The organism is Plantactinospora sp. KBS50 (genome assembly GCF_002285795.1).
GTDB lineage: Bacteria > Actinomycetota > Actinomycetes > Mycobacteriales > Micromonosporaceae > KBS50.
In genome coordinates this window covers 3439541-3453779 of sequence record NZ_CP022961.1, presented here as the reverse complement: position 1 = coordinate 3453779, position 14239 = coordinate 3439541, and the positions used below count along the sequence as shown (strand labels likewise).

At 73.4% G+C, this 14239-nt stretch carries 11 protein-coding genes and 1 pseudogene; 11 read left to right on the top strand and 1 reads right to left on the bottom strand.

Going from position 1 to position 14239, the window contains the following annotated elements; translation table 11 throughout:
- Positions 1–7: 7 nt before the first annotated feature.
- A complete protein-coding gene (locus CIK06_RS15395) occupies positions 8–1336 on the bottom strand; it encodes a Gfo/Idh/MocA family protein (RefSeq protein WP_095565407.1) in 1329 nt (442 codons plus the stop codon).
- Between the two features lie 237 nt (positions 1337–1573).
- Here CIK06_RS15395 and CIK06_RS15390 point away from each other — a divergent pair, with 237 nt between their 5' ends.
- From CIK06_RS15390 to CIK06_RS15345, 11 genes and pseudogenes are all read left to right on the top strand, one after another.
- Positions 1574–2713 (top strand): LacI family DNA-binding transcriptional regulator, encoded by a 1140-nt coding sequence (locus CIK06_RS15390; RefSeq protein ID WP_095565406.1) that lies wholly within the window; start codon positions 1574–1576, stop codon positions 2711–2713.
- A gap of 20 nt (positions 2714–2733) precedes the next feature.
- Complete coding sequence (locus tag CIK06_RS15385) at positions 2734–4077, top strand: ABC transporter substrate-binding protein (RefSeq protein ID WP_095565405.1); 1344 nt, start codon at positions 2734–2736, stop codon at positions 4075–4077.
- A 34-nt stretch (positions 4078–4111) separates the two neighbouring features.
- Positions 4112–5089, top strand: coding sequence for a carbohydrate ABC transporter permease (locus CIK06_RS15380; protein WP_095565404.1), 978 nt, complete (start codon positions 4112–4114; stop codon positions 5087–5089).
- Between the two features lie 149 nt (positions 5090–5238).
- Positions 5239–5999, top strand: a pseudogene (locus CIK06_RS15375) (carbohydrate ABC transporter permease).
- A gap of 4 nt (positions 6000–6003) precedes the next feature.
- Positions 6004–6612: a hypothetical protein gene (locus tag CIK06_RS15370; RefSeq protein ID WP_095565403.1), complete on the top strand. Its 609-nt coding sequence runs from the start codon at positions 6004–6006 to the stop codon at positions 6610–6612.
- A 115-nt stretch (positions 6613–6727) separates the two neighbouring features.
- Positions 6728–7927 carry a Gfo/Idh/MocA family protein gene (locus CIK06_RS15365; protein ID WP_095565402.1) on the top strand — a complete coding sequence of 400 codons (1200 nt, stop codon included), beginning with the start codon at positions 6728–6730 and terminating at the stop codon, positions 7925–7927.
- Positions 7905–8213: a cupin domain-containing protein gene (locus CIK06_RS15360; RefSeq protein WP_198347873.1), complete on the top strand. Its 309-nt coding sequence runs from the start codon at positions 7905–7907 to the stop codon at positions 8211–8213. The genes CIK06_RS15365 and CIK06_RS15360 overlap by 23 nt, the downstream gene beginning before the upstream one ends.
- On the top strand, positions 8210–8836 hold the full coding sequence (gene eda / locus CIK06_RS15355) for a bifunctional 4-hydroxy-2-oxoglutarate aldolase/2-dehydro-3-deoxy-phosphogluconate aldolase (RefSeq protein ID WP_232533646.1): 627 nt from the start codon (positions 8210–8212) through the stop codon (positions 8834–8836). The genes CIK06_RS15360 and eda overlap by 4 nt, the downstream gene beginning before the upstream one ends.
- Positions 8833–9939 (top strand): sugar kinase, encoded by a 1107-nt coding sequence (locus tag CIK06_RS15350; RefSeq protein ID WP_095565400.1) that lies wholly within the window; start codon positions 8833–8835, stop codon positions 9937–9939. The genes eda and CIK06_RS15350 overlap by 4 nt, the downstream gene beginning before the upstream one ends.
- A gap of 1018 nt (positions 9940–10957) precedes the next feature.
- Complete coding sequence (locus tag CIK06_RS29425; RefSeq protein ID WP_157756770.1) at positions 10958–11125, top strand: hypothetical protein; 168 nt, start codon at positions 10958–10960, stop codon at positions 11123–11125.
- 24 nt (positions 11126–11149) lie between these two features.
- The gene (locus tag CIK06_RS15345; RefSeq protein ID WP_095565399.1) at positions 11150–14236 is read left to right on the top strand and encodes a lanthionine synthetase LanC family protein; all 3087 of its coding nucleotides are present in this window, start codon (positions 11150–11152) and stop codon (positions 14234–14236) included.
- The last annotated feature ends 3 nt before the right edge of the window (positions 14237–14239 follow it).

Genomic DNA, 14239 nt, shown 5'->3' with positions numbered 1-14239 from the left:
TCGCGGATCAGGCAACGGTGAGCAGGTCGGCGACCCGGACGGCCTCGCCGGTGGCCATGGACTGATTGGCGGCCAGGCCGGTGAGCAGGGCGAGGGCGCCGTCGCGGGCGGTGGCGGTGCGCCCGTGCGGGTCCGCCTCGCCGCCGAAGAGCACCCGGGCCATCCGGGCGTCGGCACCGCCGTGGCCGGAGCGGGTACGCCCGGCCACCGGGATCTGGCGGGGCGGCGCCCAGTACGGGCGCAGGGTGAGCGTGGCCGATCCCTCCTCGGCGGCGGCCTCGGCACCGTGCAGCGCGGCACCCTTGAGCGCACCGGCGGCGGCCGGGCTGACGTGGGTGCTCTCGGCCACCTCCAGTTCGAGCCGGCCCCGGCTGCCGTTGAACATCACCCGGTAGCCCTCCCAGGGCGCGTAGGCGGTGAGGTGGTAGCTCATGGTGGCCCCGCTGGCGTAGCGGACCAGCACCGCCATGTCGTCCTCGATCGTCACGCCGGGCGCGAAGACGTTCTGGTCCCGGTGGTAGCCGTCCTCGCCCTCGGCCTCCAGGTACAGCTCCCGCAGCCGGGGATGCTCGGCCAGCCGCAGCGCGAACGGGTCATCCTGCGCGGCGGGGGAGCCGTGCACCCGGTCGTAGTCGCGGGCGTAGCCGTGCCGCTGGCCGGCCGGACCGTAGAAGAACAGCCGACCCTCGGCGTAGACCCGCTCGGGCACGCTGTCCAGCCACCAGTTCACCAGGTCGAAGTGGTGGCCGGCCTTGTGCACGAGCAGTCCGCCGGAGTTGGCCCGGTCCCGGTGCCAGCGGCGGAAGTAGTCCGCGCCGTGCCGGACGTCCAGCAGCCATTCGAAGTGCACCGAGCCGATCTCGCCGATCTCGCCCGCGGCGAGGGTGGCGCGGACCGCCTCGTGCAGCGGGTTGTACCGGTAGTTGAAGGCGACCGACACCTGGGCGCCGGTCTCGGCGACCGCGTCGAGGATGCGCCGGCAGCGCGGCACGTCCACCGTCATCGGCTTCTCGGTCACGACGTCGCGGCCGGCCCGGACCGCGGCGACGATGTACTCGTCGTGCGTCCGGTCCACCGTCGTCACCAGCACGGTGTCGACGCGCTCCTTGTCCAGCATGGCGGCGAAGTCGGCGGCCCGGTACGTGGGCACGGCCGGCCGACCGAGGTCGGTCAGCCAGCGGTTGTGCGCGTCCATCCGGGCCTGGTTGACATCGGCGAACGCGACCAGTTCGGCGCGGTCCGCGTGGTCCACCACCAGCGCGCGGACGAACATCTCGGCCCGGGCACCGGTGCCGACGACGGCGTACCGACGTCGTCCGGGGGAACTGGCCGGCATCCGTGAACCCCTCTCGACTACAAACGTTTGCAGTCGAAGTAATCACGATCGATGGTGGTTCGTCAACGGAGCGGACACAACCGGCCTGATAGATCCGGTTTCGTCCGCATGTAAGCGCTTCACCGTACCCTCGCCGCAACCTTGATGTAATCGACGGCCGTTGACATGGGCACAATCGTTTGCATTAATTGCTGGCACCTTGCGGGAACGACCTGCCCGCCGTTGAAGGGACCTCGTGTGCCAGCCACCATCCGGGACGTCGCGCGGGCCTCCGGCGTGCACATCTCCACCGTGTCCCGGACGTTCTCCGCGCCGCACCTGGTCAACCCCGACACCCGCAGCCGGGTGCTGGCCTGCGCGGAGAGCCTCGGCTACCGCCCCAACCGGGCGGCCCGGGCGCTGATCACCGGCCGCACCCACAACATCGGCCTGATCATCGCCGACATCGCCAACCCGTTCTTCCCGCCACTGATCAAGGCTGCCGAGCGGCAGGCCCGGCAGCGCGACTACCACGTCTTCGTCGCCGACACCAACGAGGACCCGGCGGCCGAGGAGGAACTGGTACACGCGCTGGCCAAGCAGGTCGACGGGGTGCTGCTGTGCAGCCCGCGGATGAGCAACAGCCTCATCGAGCAGCTCAGCCGGGAGGTCCCGCTGGTGGTGATAAACCGCCAGATCACCGGGCTGCCCACGGTGGTGATGGACAACGGCCAGGGCGCCCGGCTGGCCGTGGAACACCTGCTCGGCCTCGGCCACCGGGACCTCGCGCTGCTGGCCGGTCCGCGCGGCTCCTGGACCAGCCGGGAGATCCGCCGCGCGGCCAGCGCCGCGGCCCGCTCCGGCGGCGCGACCCTGACCGTGATCGGCCCGAACACCCCCACCGAGAGCAGCGGTGGCGCCCTGGCCGAGCAGGTCCGCCGGTGCGGGGCCACCGCCGTACTGGCCTACAACGACCTGATGGCGATCGGCCTGATCGAAGGGCTGGACGCCATCGGAATGCGGGTACCGCGGGACGTCAGCGTCGTCGGCATCGACGACATCGCGCTGAGCCGCCTCACCCGACCCAAGCTGACGACCGTGGCCACCCCGACCGCGGTCGCCGGCCGGACGGCCGTCGACATGCTCCTGCAACACGATGCGCCCGCCGGCAGTCGCGGCGGACGTGCCGGGGGCAGGGGAACAGCCGGCGACGACCGGCGCACCACCGCACAGGTGACGCTCCAGACGGAGCTGGTTATCCGCGAATCGACCGGGCCAGGCCCGGCCGCCGCGACCGACCGACCCGGCATCCGGACCACCGCCGCCGGCCCGGGTCCGCATCCCACTGCGGACCCGGGCACCACGACGGCGACCGCCGGGACGGTCGTCGCCTCCTAATGCCCGAGGAGTGAGCGCAGATGTACGCCGAACCGACCACACCGGCGGATCCACCCGCCGCCAACCACCGTACCGCCCTACCCCGCCGGCGGCTGCTGAGCCTGGTCGCCGCCACCCTGATCGCCGCGCCGCTGACCTTCGGCGCCGCCGCCTGCGGCGGTGACGACTCCAGCGACGACCCGAACGCCCCCGTGAAGATCTCGATCTTCTGGTGGGGCGGTGACGCGCGGGCCAAGCTGACCGAGGACGCCCTCGCCCTCTACACCCAGAAGCACCCGAACGTCACCTTCGAGAAGACCTGGCAGGCCAACAAGGGCTACTTCGACAAGCTGGCCACCCTGGTCGCCGGCGGCGGCGCGCCGGACATCTTCCAGATCGACGACAACTATCTGACCGAGTACGCGTCCCGCAACGCGACCCTCGACCTCACCAGCCTCCAGCAGAGCGGGAAGATCGACACCAGCAAGTTCCCGGAGAGCCTCTGGAAGTACGGCGTGGTCGACGGCAAGCTCGCCGGGATCGCGTCCGGCGAGAACACCCAGGGCCTGGTGTACGACAAGACGCTGCTGACCAAGAACGGCCTGCCCGAGCCGACCACCGGAATGAGCTGGGAGGAGCACATCGCCTGGGCGCAGCAGGTCACCGCCAAGACCGGGGTGCCGGGAACCCAGGACCCGAGCGCGGACTACAAGGCGTTCTGGGTGTGGCTGCGCCAGCAGGGCAAGGACCTCTACCAGGGCACGTCCCTCGGGTTCACCGCGGCGGACGTCACGGCCTGGTTCGACCTGTGGAAGGGTGCCCGGGACAAGAAGGCCACCCCCAGCCCCGACGTGATCCACGAGGGCAACGCCACCGACGTCACGACGCAGCTCGTGGTCACCGGCAAGGCGGACACCTCCTGGGTCTGGGCCAACCAGCTGCCCGAGCTGAAGAAGAACACCAACAACGAACTGGGCGTGGTGGCCTACCCGGGCGACCCGAGCGGCCAGTGGGCGCGGGCGTCCATGTACTACTCGGTGTTCAAGGGCAGCAAGCACAAGGACGCGGCGGCGGACGTGATCGACTTCCTGGTCAACGACCCGGAGGCCGTGAAGATCCTCGGCACCGACCGTGGCCTGCCGTCCAACCTGGACCTGCGCCAGCAGATCGCCGACTCGGTCGACGACCCGGCGATGAAGCTGTCCATCCAGTTCGAGACGGAGATGGCCGGAAAGTTCGGCCAGGCGCCGCAGGTGCCGCTCAAGGGACACAGCACGATCCGGTCCGAGCTGCTCAAGGCGGCCGAGGAGGCCCAGTTCGGCCGGTCCAGCTCGGCGGAGGCGGCGGAGCAGTTCATGGCCGCCTGCCAGGCAGCCATCGCCTGACCGGCGTGATATCGCCGCGGAGAGGAGCCCGCTCGTGGCCGTGACCACGGCGCCCGAGCAGATCCACCGCGCCCCGCGCCCGGTCCGGACCGCCCGCAAGCGGTCCGGACCGGGCGCCGGAGGCGAGGGTCTGGCCGGGTACGTCTTCCTGTCGCCCTGGTTGCTCGGTCTGCTGGGCATCACGGCGATCCCGATGCTGCTGTCGCTCTACCTGAGCTTCACCAACTACGACGTGCTGACCCCGTGGTCGGAGGTCGAGTGGGTGGGGCTGGCCAACTACCGCCGGATGTTCACCGCCGACCCGGCGTACTGGCACGCCGTCCGGGTCACCGTGACGTTCGCCCTGGTGGCCGTGCCGCTGAAGCTGGCCGCCGCGCTCGGCGTGGCGCTGCTGCTGAACAAGGCGTGGCGCGGGGTCGGGCTGTTCCGCGGCCTGTTCTACCTGCCGTCGCTGCTGGGCGGCAGCGTGGCGCTGGCCATCGTGTGGCGCAGCATGTTCAGCGGGGACGGCGCGGTGAACTCGTTCCTCGGCCTGTTCGGCATCCAGGGGCAGCCGTGGGTGAACGACCCGGACTGGGCGCTGGAGACCCTCATGGCGCTGGCCATCTGGCAGTTCGGCGCACCCATGGTGATCTTCCTGGCCGGGCTGAAGCAGGTGCCGACCGAGCTGTACGAGGCGGCCGCGGTGGACGGCGCGGGCCGGTCCCGCCAGTTCTTCCACGTGACGCTGCCGATGCTCTCCCCGGTCATCTTCTTCAACCTGGTGCTGGAGACGATCCACGGCTTCCAGGGCTTCACGGCGGCCTTCGTGGTCAGCCGCGGCACCGGCGGCCCGGTCGACTCGACCCTGATGTACACGCTCAAGCTCTACGTGTCCGGCTTCACCAACCTGGAGATGGGCTACGCCTCGGCGATGGCCTGGGTCTTCCTGATCGCCGTCAGCGTGATCACCGCGGTCTTCTTCTCCACCGGGCGGTTCTGGGTGCACTACTCCGACGGGACGAACTCATGACCACGCTGCGCGTCGCCGGTCCACCGCCGACCGGCACCGGACCGGCCCGGACCGCCGACCGCCGCCGGGCCAGCCTGCGCCGCCGGCAGGCGGTCCGGCTGGTCATCCTGATCGCCATCCTGGCCGTGGTGCTCTACCCGCTGGTGTGGATGCTCGGCGCCTCGGTGAAGTCACAGGCGGAGATCGTCAACAACATCGGGCTGCTGCCGCAGAAGTTCACCCCGGGCAACTACTCGCAGGGTGGACCAACTTCGACGTCAGCTTCGGCCGGTTCTTCTTCAACAGCGCGCTGGTCAGCGTGCTCGCCGTGCTGGGCAACGCGGTCTCCTGCCTGCTCGCGGCGTACGCGCTGGCCCGGCTGCGGTTCCGGCTGCGCGGGGTCTGGTTCACCATCATGATCGGCACCCTGCTGCTGCCCGGACACGTGCTGATCGTGCCGCAGTACATCCTGTTCCGCACCCTCGGCCTGGTCGGCGCGCAGTGGCCCTACCTGCCGCTGCTGATCCCGCACTTCCTGGCCACCGACGCGTTCTTCGTGTTCCTCATGGTGCAGTTCATGCGCGGCATCCCGCGCGAACTGGACGAGGCCGCGAAGATCGACGGCGCCAACGCGTACGGCATCTTCCGGCACGTCATCCTGCCGCTGAGCCGGCCGGCGCTGGTCACCACCGCCATCTTCACCTTCATCTGGACCTGGAACGACTTCTTCCGCCAACTGGTCTACCTGTCCCAGTTGCCGGACTACACCGTTCCGGTGGCGCTGACCCTGTTCATCGACTCCACCGGCCAGAGTTCCATCGGGCCGATGTTCGCCATGTCCGTGCTCTCGCTGCTGCCGGTCTTCCTGTTCTTCGTCGCGTTCCAACGGATGCTCGTCGAGGGCATCAACACCAGCGGGATCAAGGGTTGAGCCGATGACCGTGGAGGCGACCGACCGGCGGGACTGGCGGGACATCACCCGGGACGCCACCGACCTGGCGACGCTGGGCATCCTGCTCACCATCGCCGCCCTGCCGCTGCTGAGCGCCGCGGCGGCCGCCGGCACGGCCAGCGCCGCCCTGCGAGACTGGCTGGACACCGGAAGCTGGCCGCCGGCGCACCGCACGATCGACCGGTTTCGTCGGGCGCTGCTGCCGGGCGCCGGCGCGAGCCTGGTCGCACTGGCCGGCGCCGGGCTGCTGGCCGCCGACCTGATCGGGCTGGCCGGCGGCGCCGTACCCGGCGGGCCGCCCGTCCTGGTCCTGACCGGGGCCGTCGCGGCGCTGCTGGCCGGCTACGTCGGTCTGGTCGTGGTCGAGGTGGGTCACACCGACGGCCGGGGCTGGCGGGCGGCGGCCACCGCCGTCGCCCGGCAGTGCGCCGACCGGCCGGCGCGCTGGCTGGCCGCCGTCGGGGTGAGCAGCCTGGTGCTGCTGCTCGGCACGCTCGTCGCGCCGGTCACCGTCCCGATCCTCGTCGGGTACGCGCTGGCGGCGCTGCACGCGGTCACCCGCCGCCTCTCGCGAACGGAGAAACTTCAGTGAGCGCGATGAGCTGGCCGGGTCTGCCAGCCCCCGCAGTCGCGAACGGAGATGTTCCGGTGAGCGCGAGGAGCTGGCCGGGTTTGCCAGCCCCGCAGCCGCAAACGGAGATGTTCCGGTGAGCGCTCGGGTGGCGCTGGTGGGTGCGGGCGGGCACGGCCGGTCGCACCGGCGCAACCTGGCCCGGCTCGCCGAGCGCGGTCTGGTCGAGCCGGTCGCGCTCTGCGACACCAACCCGGTCGAGGATCCCGGCGACGTACCGGTCTTCACCGAGCTGGCCGCGATGCTCGCGGCCACCGCGCCGGACGTGGTGATCATCTGTACGCCGCCGCACACCCACCTGGAGATCGCGCTGGCCGCCGTGGCCGCCGGCGCGGACCTGCTGCTGGAGAAGCCGCCGGTGTCCTCGCTGGACGAGCACGCCGACCTGCTCGCCGCGCTGGACCGGACCGGCCGGTCCTGCCAGGTCGGGTTCCAGGCCCTCGGCTCGGCGGCCCTGCCCGGCCTGGTGTCGGCCGCGGCCGCCGCGGTGGCCCCGTCGGGCGGGGACGGCTCCGCGGCCCGGGGTCACACCGGCGGGCCACTGCTGGCCGCCGGGCTCGGCGCCTGGTGGCGGCAGGATGCGTACTGGCGTCGCTCGCCCTGGGCCGGCCGCCGCCGGCTGCACGGGCGGTTCGTCGCCGACGGCGCGCTGGCCAACCCGTTCGCGCACGCGCTGATGCAGTCGATCGCGGTGGCCGACGCCGCGACCGGCTGGCCGCGCGGGCCGGTGGCGGTGGACCTGGAGTGGTACCGCACCCGGGACATCGAGGTGGAGGACACCGCCTGCCTGCGCCTCACCGACCTGGCCGGCGGCACCGTCGAGGTGGCGGTCACGCTCAGCTCCGACACGTTCGTACCGGGGGAGATCCACGCCGGCGGCGCGGTGCTGGAGTATCCGACGGACCGGCTGCGGCTGCCCGGCGACCCGGACTGGCGCCCTCCGGCCGGCCGGGTCGACCTGCTGGAGAACCTGCTGGCGCACCGGGCCGCCGGCGTACCGCTGGTGGCGCCGCTGGCCCGGACCCGGATGTTCACCGCGATGCTCGCGGTGCTCGCCACCGCACCGGTACCCACGCCGGTGCCCGACCGGTACCTCCGGCCGCACCCCGAGGGCGCCGGTCAGGTCATCGACGGCGTGGCGGACCTGCTGCGGGCCGCGGCCGAGCGCGGAGCGCTACCGTCCGAGCTGGGCGTGCCGTGGGCGGTGCCGCCGTACCGGACGGTCCTGCACCCATCACCGAAGGAGAGTTCCCATGCGAAAACTGACGCTCGCTGACGTGGTCGGCACGGCCATCCCGGACGGCCGGCAGATCGACCGGGGCGGGTTCCGCCGGTACGACGAGCCCGGTTTCCGCACCCACAACGAGCCCGGGCCGCACACCCACACGGTGCCCGAGGTCTTCTGCATCTTCCAGGGCAGCGGCACCATCGAGATCAACGGCGCGCGGGCCGACCGGTTCACCGCCGGGGACGTGCTGCTCATCGAGCCGGGCGAGGACCACCACCTGATCAGCGAGGGCGACGAGCCGCTGGTCTTCAGCTGGATGCACCTGCTGCCGTGATCGCCGAGGTTCTCGCCGAGACCGGCGTACTGCCGGTGGTCGTGCTCGACGACGCGGACCAGGCCGGGCCGCTCGGCGCCGCACTGCTGGCCGGCGGGCTGCGGGCCGTCGAGGTGACGTTCCGGACCGCCGCCGCCGAGGCGGCCATCCGTACCCTGGCCAAGGAGCCGGAACTGCTGGTGGGAGCCGGCACCGTGGTCAACCCCGACCAGGTGGACCGGGCCGTGGAGGCGGGTGCCCGGTTCGTGGTCAGCCCCGGCTTCTCCCCGGCGGTCGCCGGCCGGTGCGCCCAGCGGGGCGTACCGCTGTTTCCCGGGGTGGCGACCGGTACGGAGATCATGATGGCGCTGGACGCCGGCCTGGAGACGGTGAAATTCTTCCCCGCCGAGCGGCTCGGCGGCGTGGCCATGGTGTCCGCGTTGTCGGCGCCGTTCCCGTCGGTCCGGTTCGTGCCGACCGGTGGCATCGACGCGGCCAACCTGGCCGACTACCTTTCGATCCCGGCGGTCCTCGCCGTGGGCGGCACCTGGATGGTGGCCCGCCCGCTGCTGCGGGAGGGCCGGTGGGACGAGATCAGCGCGCTCGCGGCGGCGGCCGTGCGCGCGGGTGGGAGGGCTGGATGAGCGGGACCGGACTGACGGCGCGGGACCGGGACGACTGCCGGTACGACCTGGTCAGCCTCGGTGAGGTGATGCTCCGGTTGGACCCGGGGGAGGGCCGGATCCGGACCGCCCGGTCGTTGCGGGTCTGGGAGGGCGGCGGCGAGTACAACGTGGCCCGCGGGCTGCGCCGCTGCTTCGGGCAGCGCACCGCCGTGGTGACCGCGCTGGCCGACAACGAGGTGGGCCGGCTGGTCGAGGACCTGATCCTCACCGGCGGCGTGGACACCGCGCTGCTGCGCTGGATGCCCTACGACGGGATCGGGCGGGGGGTCCGCAACGGGCTCAACTTCACCGAACGCGGCTTCGGCGTGCGCGGCGCCGTCGGCGTCTCCGACCGGGCCGCCAGCGCCGCCAGCCAACTGCGGCCCGAGGACGTCGACTGGGAGCACCTGTTCGGCACCCTCGGGGTGCGCTGGTTGCACACCGGCGGCATCTACGCCGGCCTGGCCGAGGGCACCCCGGACGTCGTCGAGGCGGCCATGTCCGCCGCCCGCCGGCACGGCACGATCATCTCGTACGACCTCAACTACCGGCCGAGCCTGTGGAAGGCGGTCGGCGGCCAGGAGCGGGCCCGGGAGGTCAACCGGCGGCTGGTCCGGTACGTCGACGTGCTGATCGGCAACGAGGAGGACTTCACCGCCGGCCTCGGCTTCGAGGTGCCGGACACCGCCGAGGATCTGTCCACCCTGGACGCGGCGAACTTCCGCCGGATGCTCAAGGAGGTGGTCACCGCGTACCCGCATCTGAAGGTGATCGCCACGACGCTGCGCACGGTGCACACGGCCACGGTCAACGACTGGGGCGCGACAGCCTGGTCGCCGGAGGGCTTCGTCAGCGCCACCCACCGCCCCGGGTTGCAGATCCTGGACCGGGTGGGCGGCGGGGACAGCTTCGCCTCCGGCCTCATCTACGGCCTGCTCGAACTCGGTGACCTCGCCCTGGCGGTCGAGTACGGCGCGGCGCACGGGGCGCTGGCGATGACCACACCCGGCGACACCTCGATGGCCAGCCTCGCCGAGGTGGAGAAGCTGGTCCGCGGCGGCGGCGCCCGCGTCGACCGCTGACCCGCGCGGCGGCGGCACCCAGTCGACCGTCGCAGCTCACCATGGTCGACTCGTCTTCGGTGAAGTCGGGGTGTCCGGACGCCCGCAACACCCCAACTTCGCCGAAGACGAGTTGACCATCGCACCGAGCCACTGACCGGCGAAGGATCACCCCGCGTGTGCGGGGAGCGGTCGGCGCTGAGCCCCGGGTTCAGACCCCTACTCGGATCATCCCCGCGTGTGCGGGGAGCGGGCTTCTTGACCTGCGGTGCTACGGATCAACTTCTCGGGTTCCGTTCACTTTGCCGCGCAAGATCACACGCTTTCCGGTGGGGTGCTCCGGGGGGTGTGCCCGCCATTGTCCACTGGGGGCGCTCCGGTGTCGAGGGGTCGGACCCCGGACGCGGGTCGGCCGGCGCCGGACGGGCGACCCGGGAGGAGTGTCGGGTTCGCCGGGTCTGTCCCGCTCGACCGCGGACGGCGGCACGGCCGACCCCGTACGCCCGCGACGAAGCGTGTAACGGGACGTGTCGGCGATGCGCCGAGGGGTGTCATCTGTGCGTGGCGGTCCGGGCCGGACGGCTCCTACCCGGACGGTCCGTGTCTACCGGCGCGTACGGTCCATCGTGCCGCGGCGGCCGCGCGGCGGACGGGCACGTGGCGGCTGCGCTGGCGGTGGCGCCCGGCGCGACCTCGGCAAACTTCCTGGCCCGGGAAGGCCGCGACCAGTGGATCTCCGTAACCGGTTCCTCGGCCGATGACCGTTCCGACCCACACAGCGGCACATTGAGATAACTGGACGTGTTCGGTAGCGTACGGGAGCCTACGGGATCCACGGTCTAGGGGGTGTCTCGTGGATCTACAAGCGGGCCACGGCGGGCCCGGGCGACGCCCGGCGGCGTTGGCGGTCCACCCGGATACGACACCGGTATCCGGTCGGACCGCCGCCTCGCCGGATCACCGTCCGGACTCCGCGTCGGTCCGCGGAGATCCACAAGACCTCCTGGGATCAGGCCGGTCCGGCCGGAGAGGACCCATTGTGACCGCACCGCTCGGTCTGGAACCCAGGGACGCCGGTCCGGAAGCGCTGGAGCCCGTTGTCGCGTTCGACGACGGCCCCCAGCTCGAACGGGCTCGCCTGCGGTGCGCCGACTGCCTTCCCCGGCCCGCGGCGACCGACCCGTCGCTGTACGCCACCGGCCGCTAGAGCCGTCGGTCGGGAGCGTTCGGGATGGAGAGCGCCGAGTTGAAGGATCGGGTCGCCCGCGCCGTCGCGATGTACGGGGGGCCGGGCTACCTGCTGCGGTGCGACGCCACCTGGCTGACGCTGGTGCCAGGTGGCGCGGTCGTGCTTCCGGAGTACGGCTGGAAGCTGCACGTCTCGTGCCGGTCGGTGGCCTTTCCCGCGCTGGTGGAGCGGTTGTTGCCGCTGCTGCTGGCGCAGGGCTGCCCGGTCCGGTTGGCCCGTTCGGCCCGGGTGCTGGCCCGCTTGAACGACGGGTACAGCGTGCCTGCGGCGGTGGGCAAGGCGGTCACCATCTACCCGGAACCGGACCGGGTGCGGGAACTGGGCTGGTCCCTCGCCGAGTTGCTGCGCGGGGAGCCGGCGCCGCGGGTGCTGGGCGAGCGGCGGGTCGATCCGGCGGCGCCGGTCTACTACTGGTACGGCCCGATCGGCGGCCCGGGCGTGCATGCCGGGCTCGGCTCGGGCGGAATGCTCGGCGCCGGCCCGGACGGCGGCCAGGCGGCCGGCGCGGGCCTGGTCGGCCCGGGACCCGCCGGTACGGGGCTGACCGGCCCCGGACTGATCGGTACGGCGCTGACCGGCGGGCTGCTGGAGCGGCCGGCCGGACTCGCGGGGGTGCGCTGCGCACCGCCGGCCTGCCCGATCGACCCGTTCACCGGGGAGCGGGTGGACCTGCACGCGGTGGACCGGCTGGCGGTGCTGGGCGGCTACTACCGGGTGGTGGCCGGGATCTACGAGTCGGGGCGCGGCAACGTGTACCGGGCGATCGACGAGCGCGACGGCGGCACGGTGGTGGTGAAGCAGGCGCGGGCGCACGTCGACGAGCACGAGGAGGCCGGCGACGTCCGTCTGCGCTTGCGCAACGAGCGGCGGGTGCTCCAGGCGTTGACCGGGATGCCCGACGTGCCGCGGTTTCTGGACCACTTCCGGCACGGCGACGACGAGTTCCTGGTGACCACCGACGTGGGACCGTACAACCTGGTCGACGACGTCGCGCACCACGGCCGGTACCTGCCGGCCGGTGCGGCGCCCGGCGGCGGCCGTACCCTCGACGGGCTCGCCGCCCGGCTGGCCCGCGGCGTCCTGGAGTTGCACCGCCGCGGGGTGGTGGCCCGCGATCTCACCTCCCGCAACGTGGTCATCGACGGCGACCGGGCGGCGCTCATCGATTTCGGCCTGGCCGCCTACGCGGGCGCGTACGTGCCGGGCGGCACCGCCGGGTACGCCCCGGCGCGGCAGCGCCGGCACGAGCCGCCGCGGGACACCGACGACCTGCACGCGCTCGGCATGGTGCTGATGTTCGCGGCCGACGGGCTGCACCCGGTGACCGTGGACGACGACCTGGAACTGCCCCGCCGGCGTGCGTTGCAGACCATCCGGTCCCGCTGCGGTGGCCGGCCCACCGGGGTGTTCGCGGCGATCGCCGACCTGGTCAGCGGGGACGACGACACCATGCGGACCGCCGCGGCCCGGCTGGCCGGCGACGGCACGCACGGCCACGGCCACGGCACCAGCGCCGGCACGGGCACCAGCGCCGGCACGGGCACCAGCGCCGGCACGGACACGGGCACCGGCACCGGCACCGGCACCGGCACCGGCACGGGCACGGGCACGGGCACCGGCGGCGGCACCGGCACGGGTACCGGCGGCGGCACCGGCACTGGCACGGGCACCGGCGGCGGCCTCCGCAACGGCACCGGCACCGGCGCCGGGCCGGGGGCCGAGCCGCGGCGGCGCAGCGGCCCGCGGAGCCGGCCCGAGCCGCCGGACCTCGGCCCGGAACTGGCCGCGGAGATCACGGATCACCTGGTGGCGGACCTGCTGGTGGCCACCGGCCGGCTGCTGGCGGAACCGGCCGGCGCCGACATCGGCATCTACCGGGGGACGGCGGGCGTCGGTCTCGAACTGTTGCAGCACGCCGACCGGCCCGGCGTGCCGGACGCGCTGCGGGCGTTGCTGCACCACACGGTCCGCGCGGTGACCCGGCGCAATCCGCCGCCGGGGCTGCTCGCCGGGCGTACCGGGGTGGACGTCTTCCTCCAGTTGGCGCGCGACCGCGGCTTCGCCGGCCCGGACCACCCGGAACCGGTCGTCCCGGGCGCCGGCTGGTTGCCCGCGGGCGACGACCTGATGGCCGGCGCGGCCGGGGTCGGTCTGGGCCACCTGCTGCTGCACCGGAGTACGGGCGATCGGGCGCACCTGGCGGTGGCCCGGCGGTGCGCCGAATCGATCCTGGCCGGTCCGGCGCCGGCCGGCCGGACCGCCGCGGACCGGCTGCCCGAGGCCGCGGCCGTCGAACCGTCCGCGGGTCGCGCGCGCGGCCTGGCCGGTACGGCCGAACTGCTGCTGTGCCTCGCCGAGGTCACCGGCGAGCCGGCGCACCGGGCCGCCGCGGCCGACCGGGTCGCCCTGCTGGCCGGCCGGGCCGAGTCGCTGGTCCAGCGCGCCGGCGGCCCGCGGGCGGCGTCGCTGGCCGTCTCCTGGTGCCAGGGCCTCGCCGGGATGGCCCAGGTCCTGCTGTACGGCGGGAGCGTGCTGGCCGATCCGGCGCTGAGCGCGTTGGCCGGCCGGTTGGGCGAGCAGTGCGTGACGCTGCTGCCCCGGATCGGCGTACCCGGACAGTGCTGCGGCAGCGCGGGGGTCGGCAACCTGCTGGTGGACCTGGCCCTGACCGACGGCGGCGGGCCGGGTTGGGACGCCGCGGCCACGGCCGGCCGGCATCTGCTGCTGCGCGCCGGTGGTTCGGCCCGACGGCCCCGGTTCGGCGACGACGCCGACGGTCACGGCGCCTCCTGGGCGCACGGGCTGGCCGGCACGCTCGGGTTCGTCCGGCGGCTGGCCCGGCGGTCCGGTCCGGCCGGGCTGCCGGCGCCGAGTTGGGCAGCCTGGCTGGCCGGACCGGACTCGCCCGCGGGCCCCCCGGCCGCCGCCGCGGGTTCTCCCGCTGGCGGCGCGGACCCGGCGGCGGGCGCCGCGGGTGGCCGGTCGGCGTACCCGGGCGGCCCGCTGCCGGCGCCGCCGCCGGGCTGGTCGTTGCGCCCCGACGCGGTGGCGGCCTGCCCGTCCGGCTGAGCC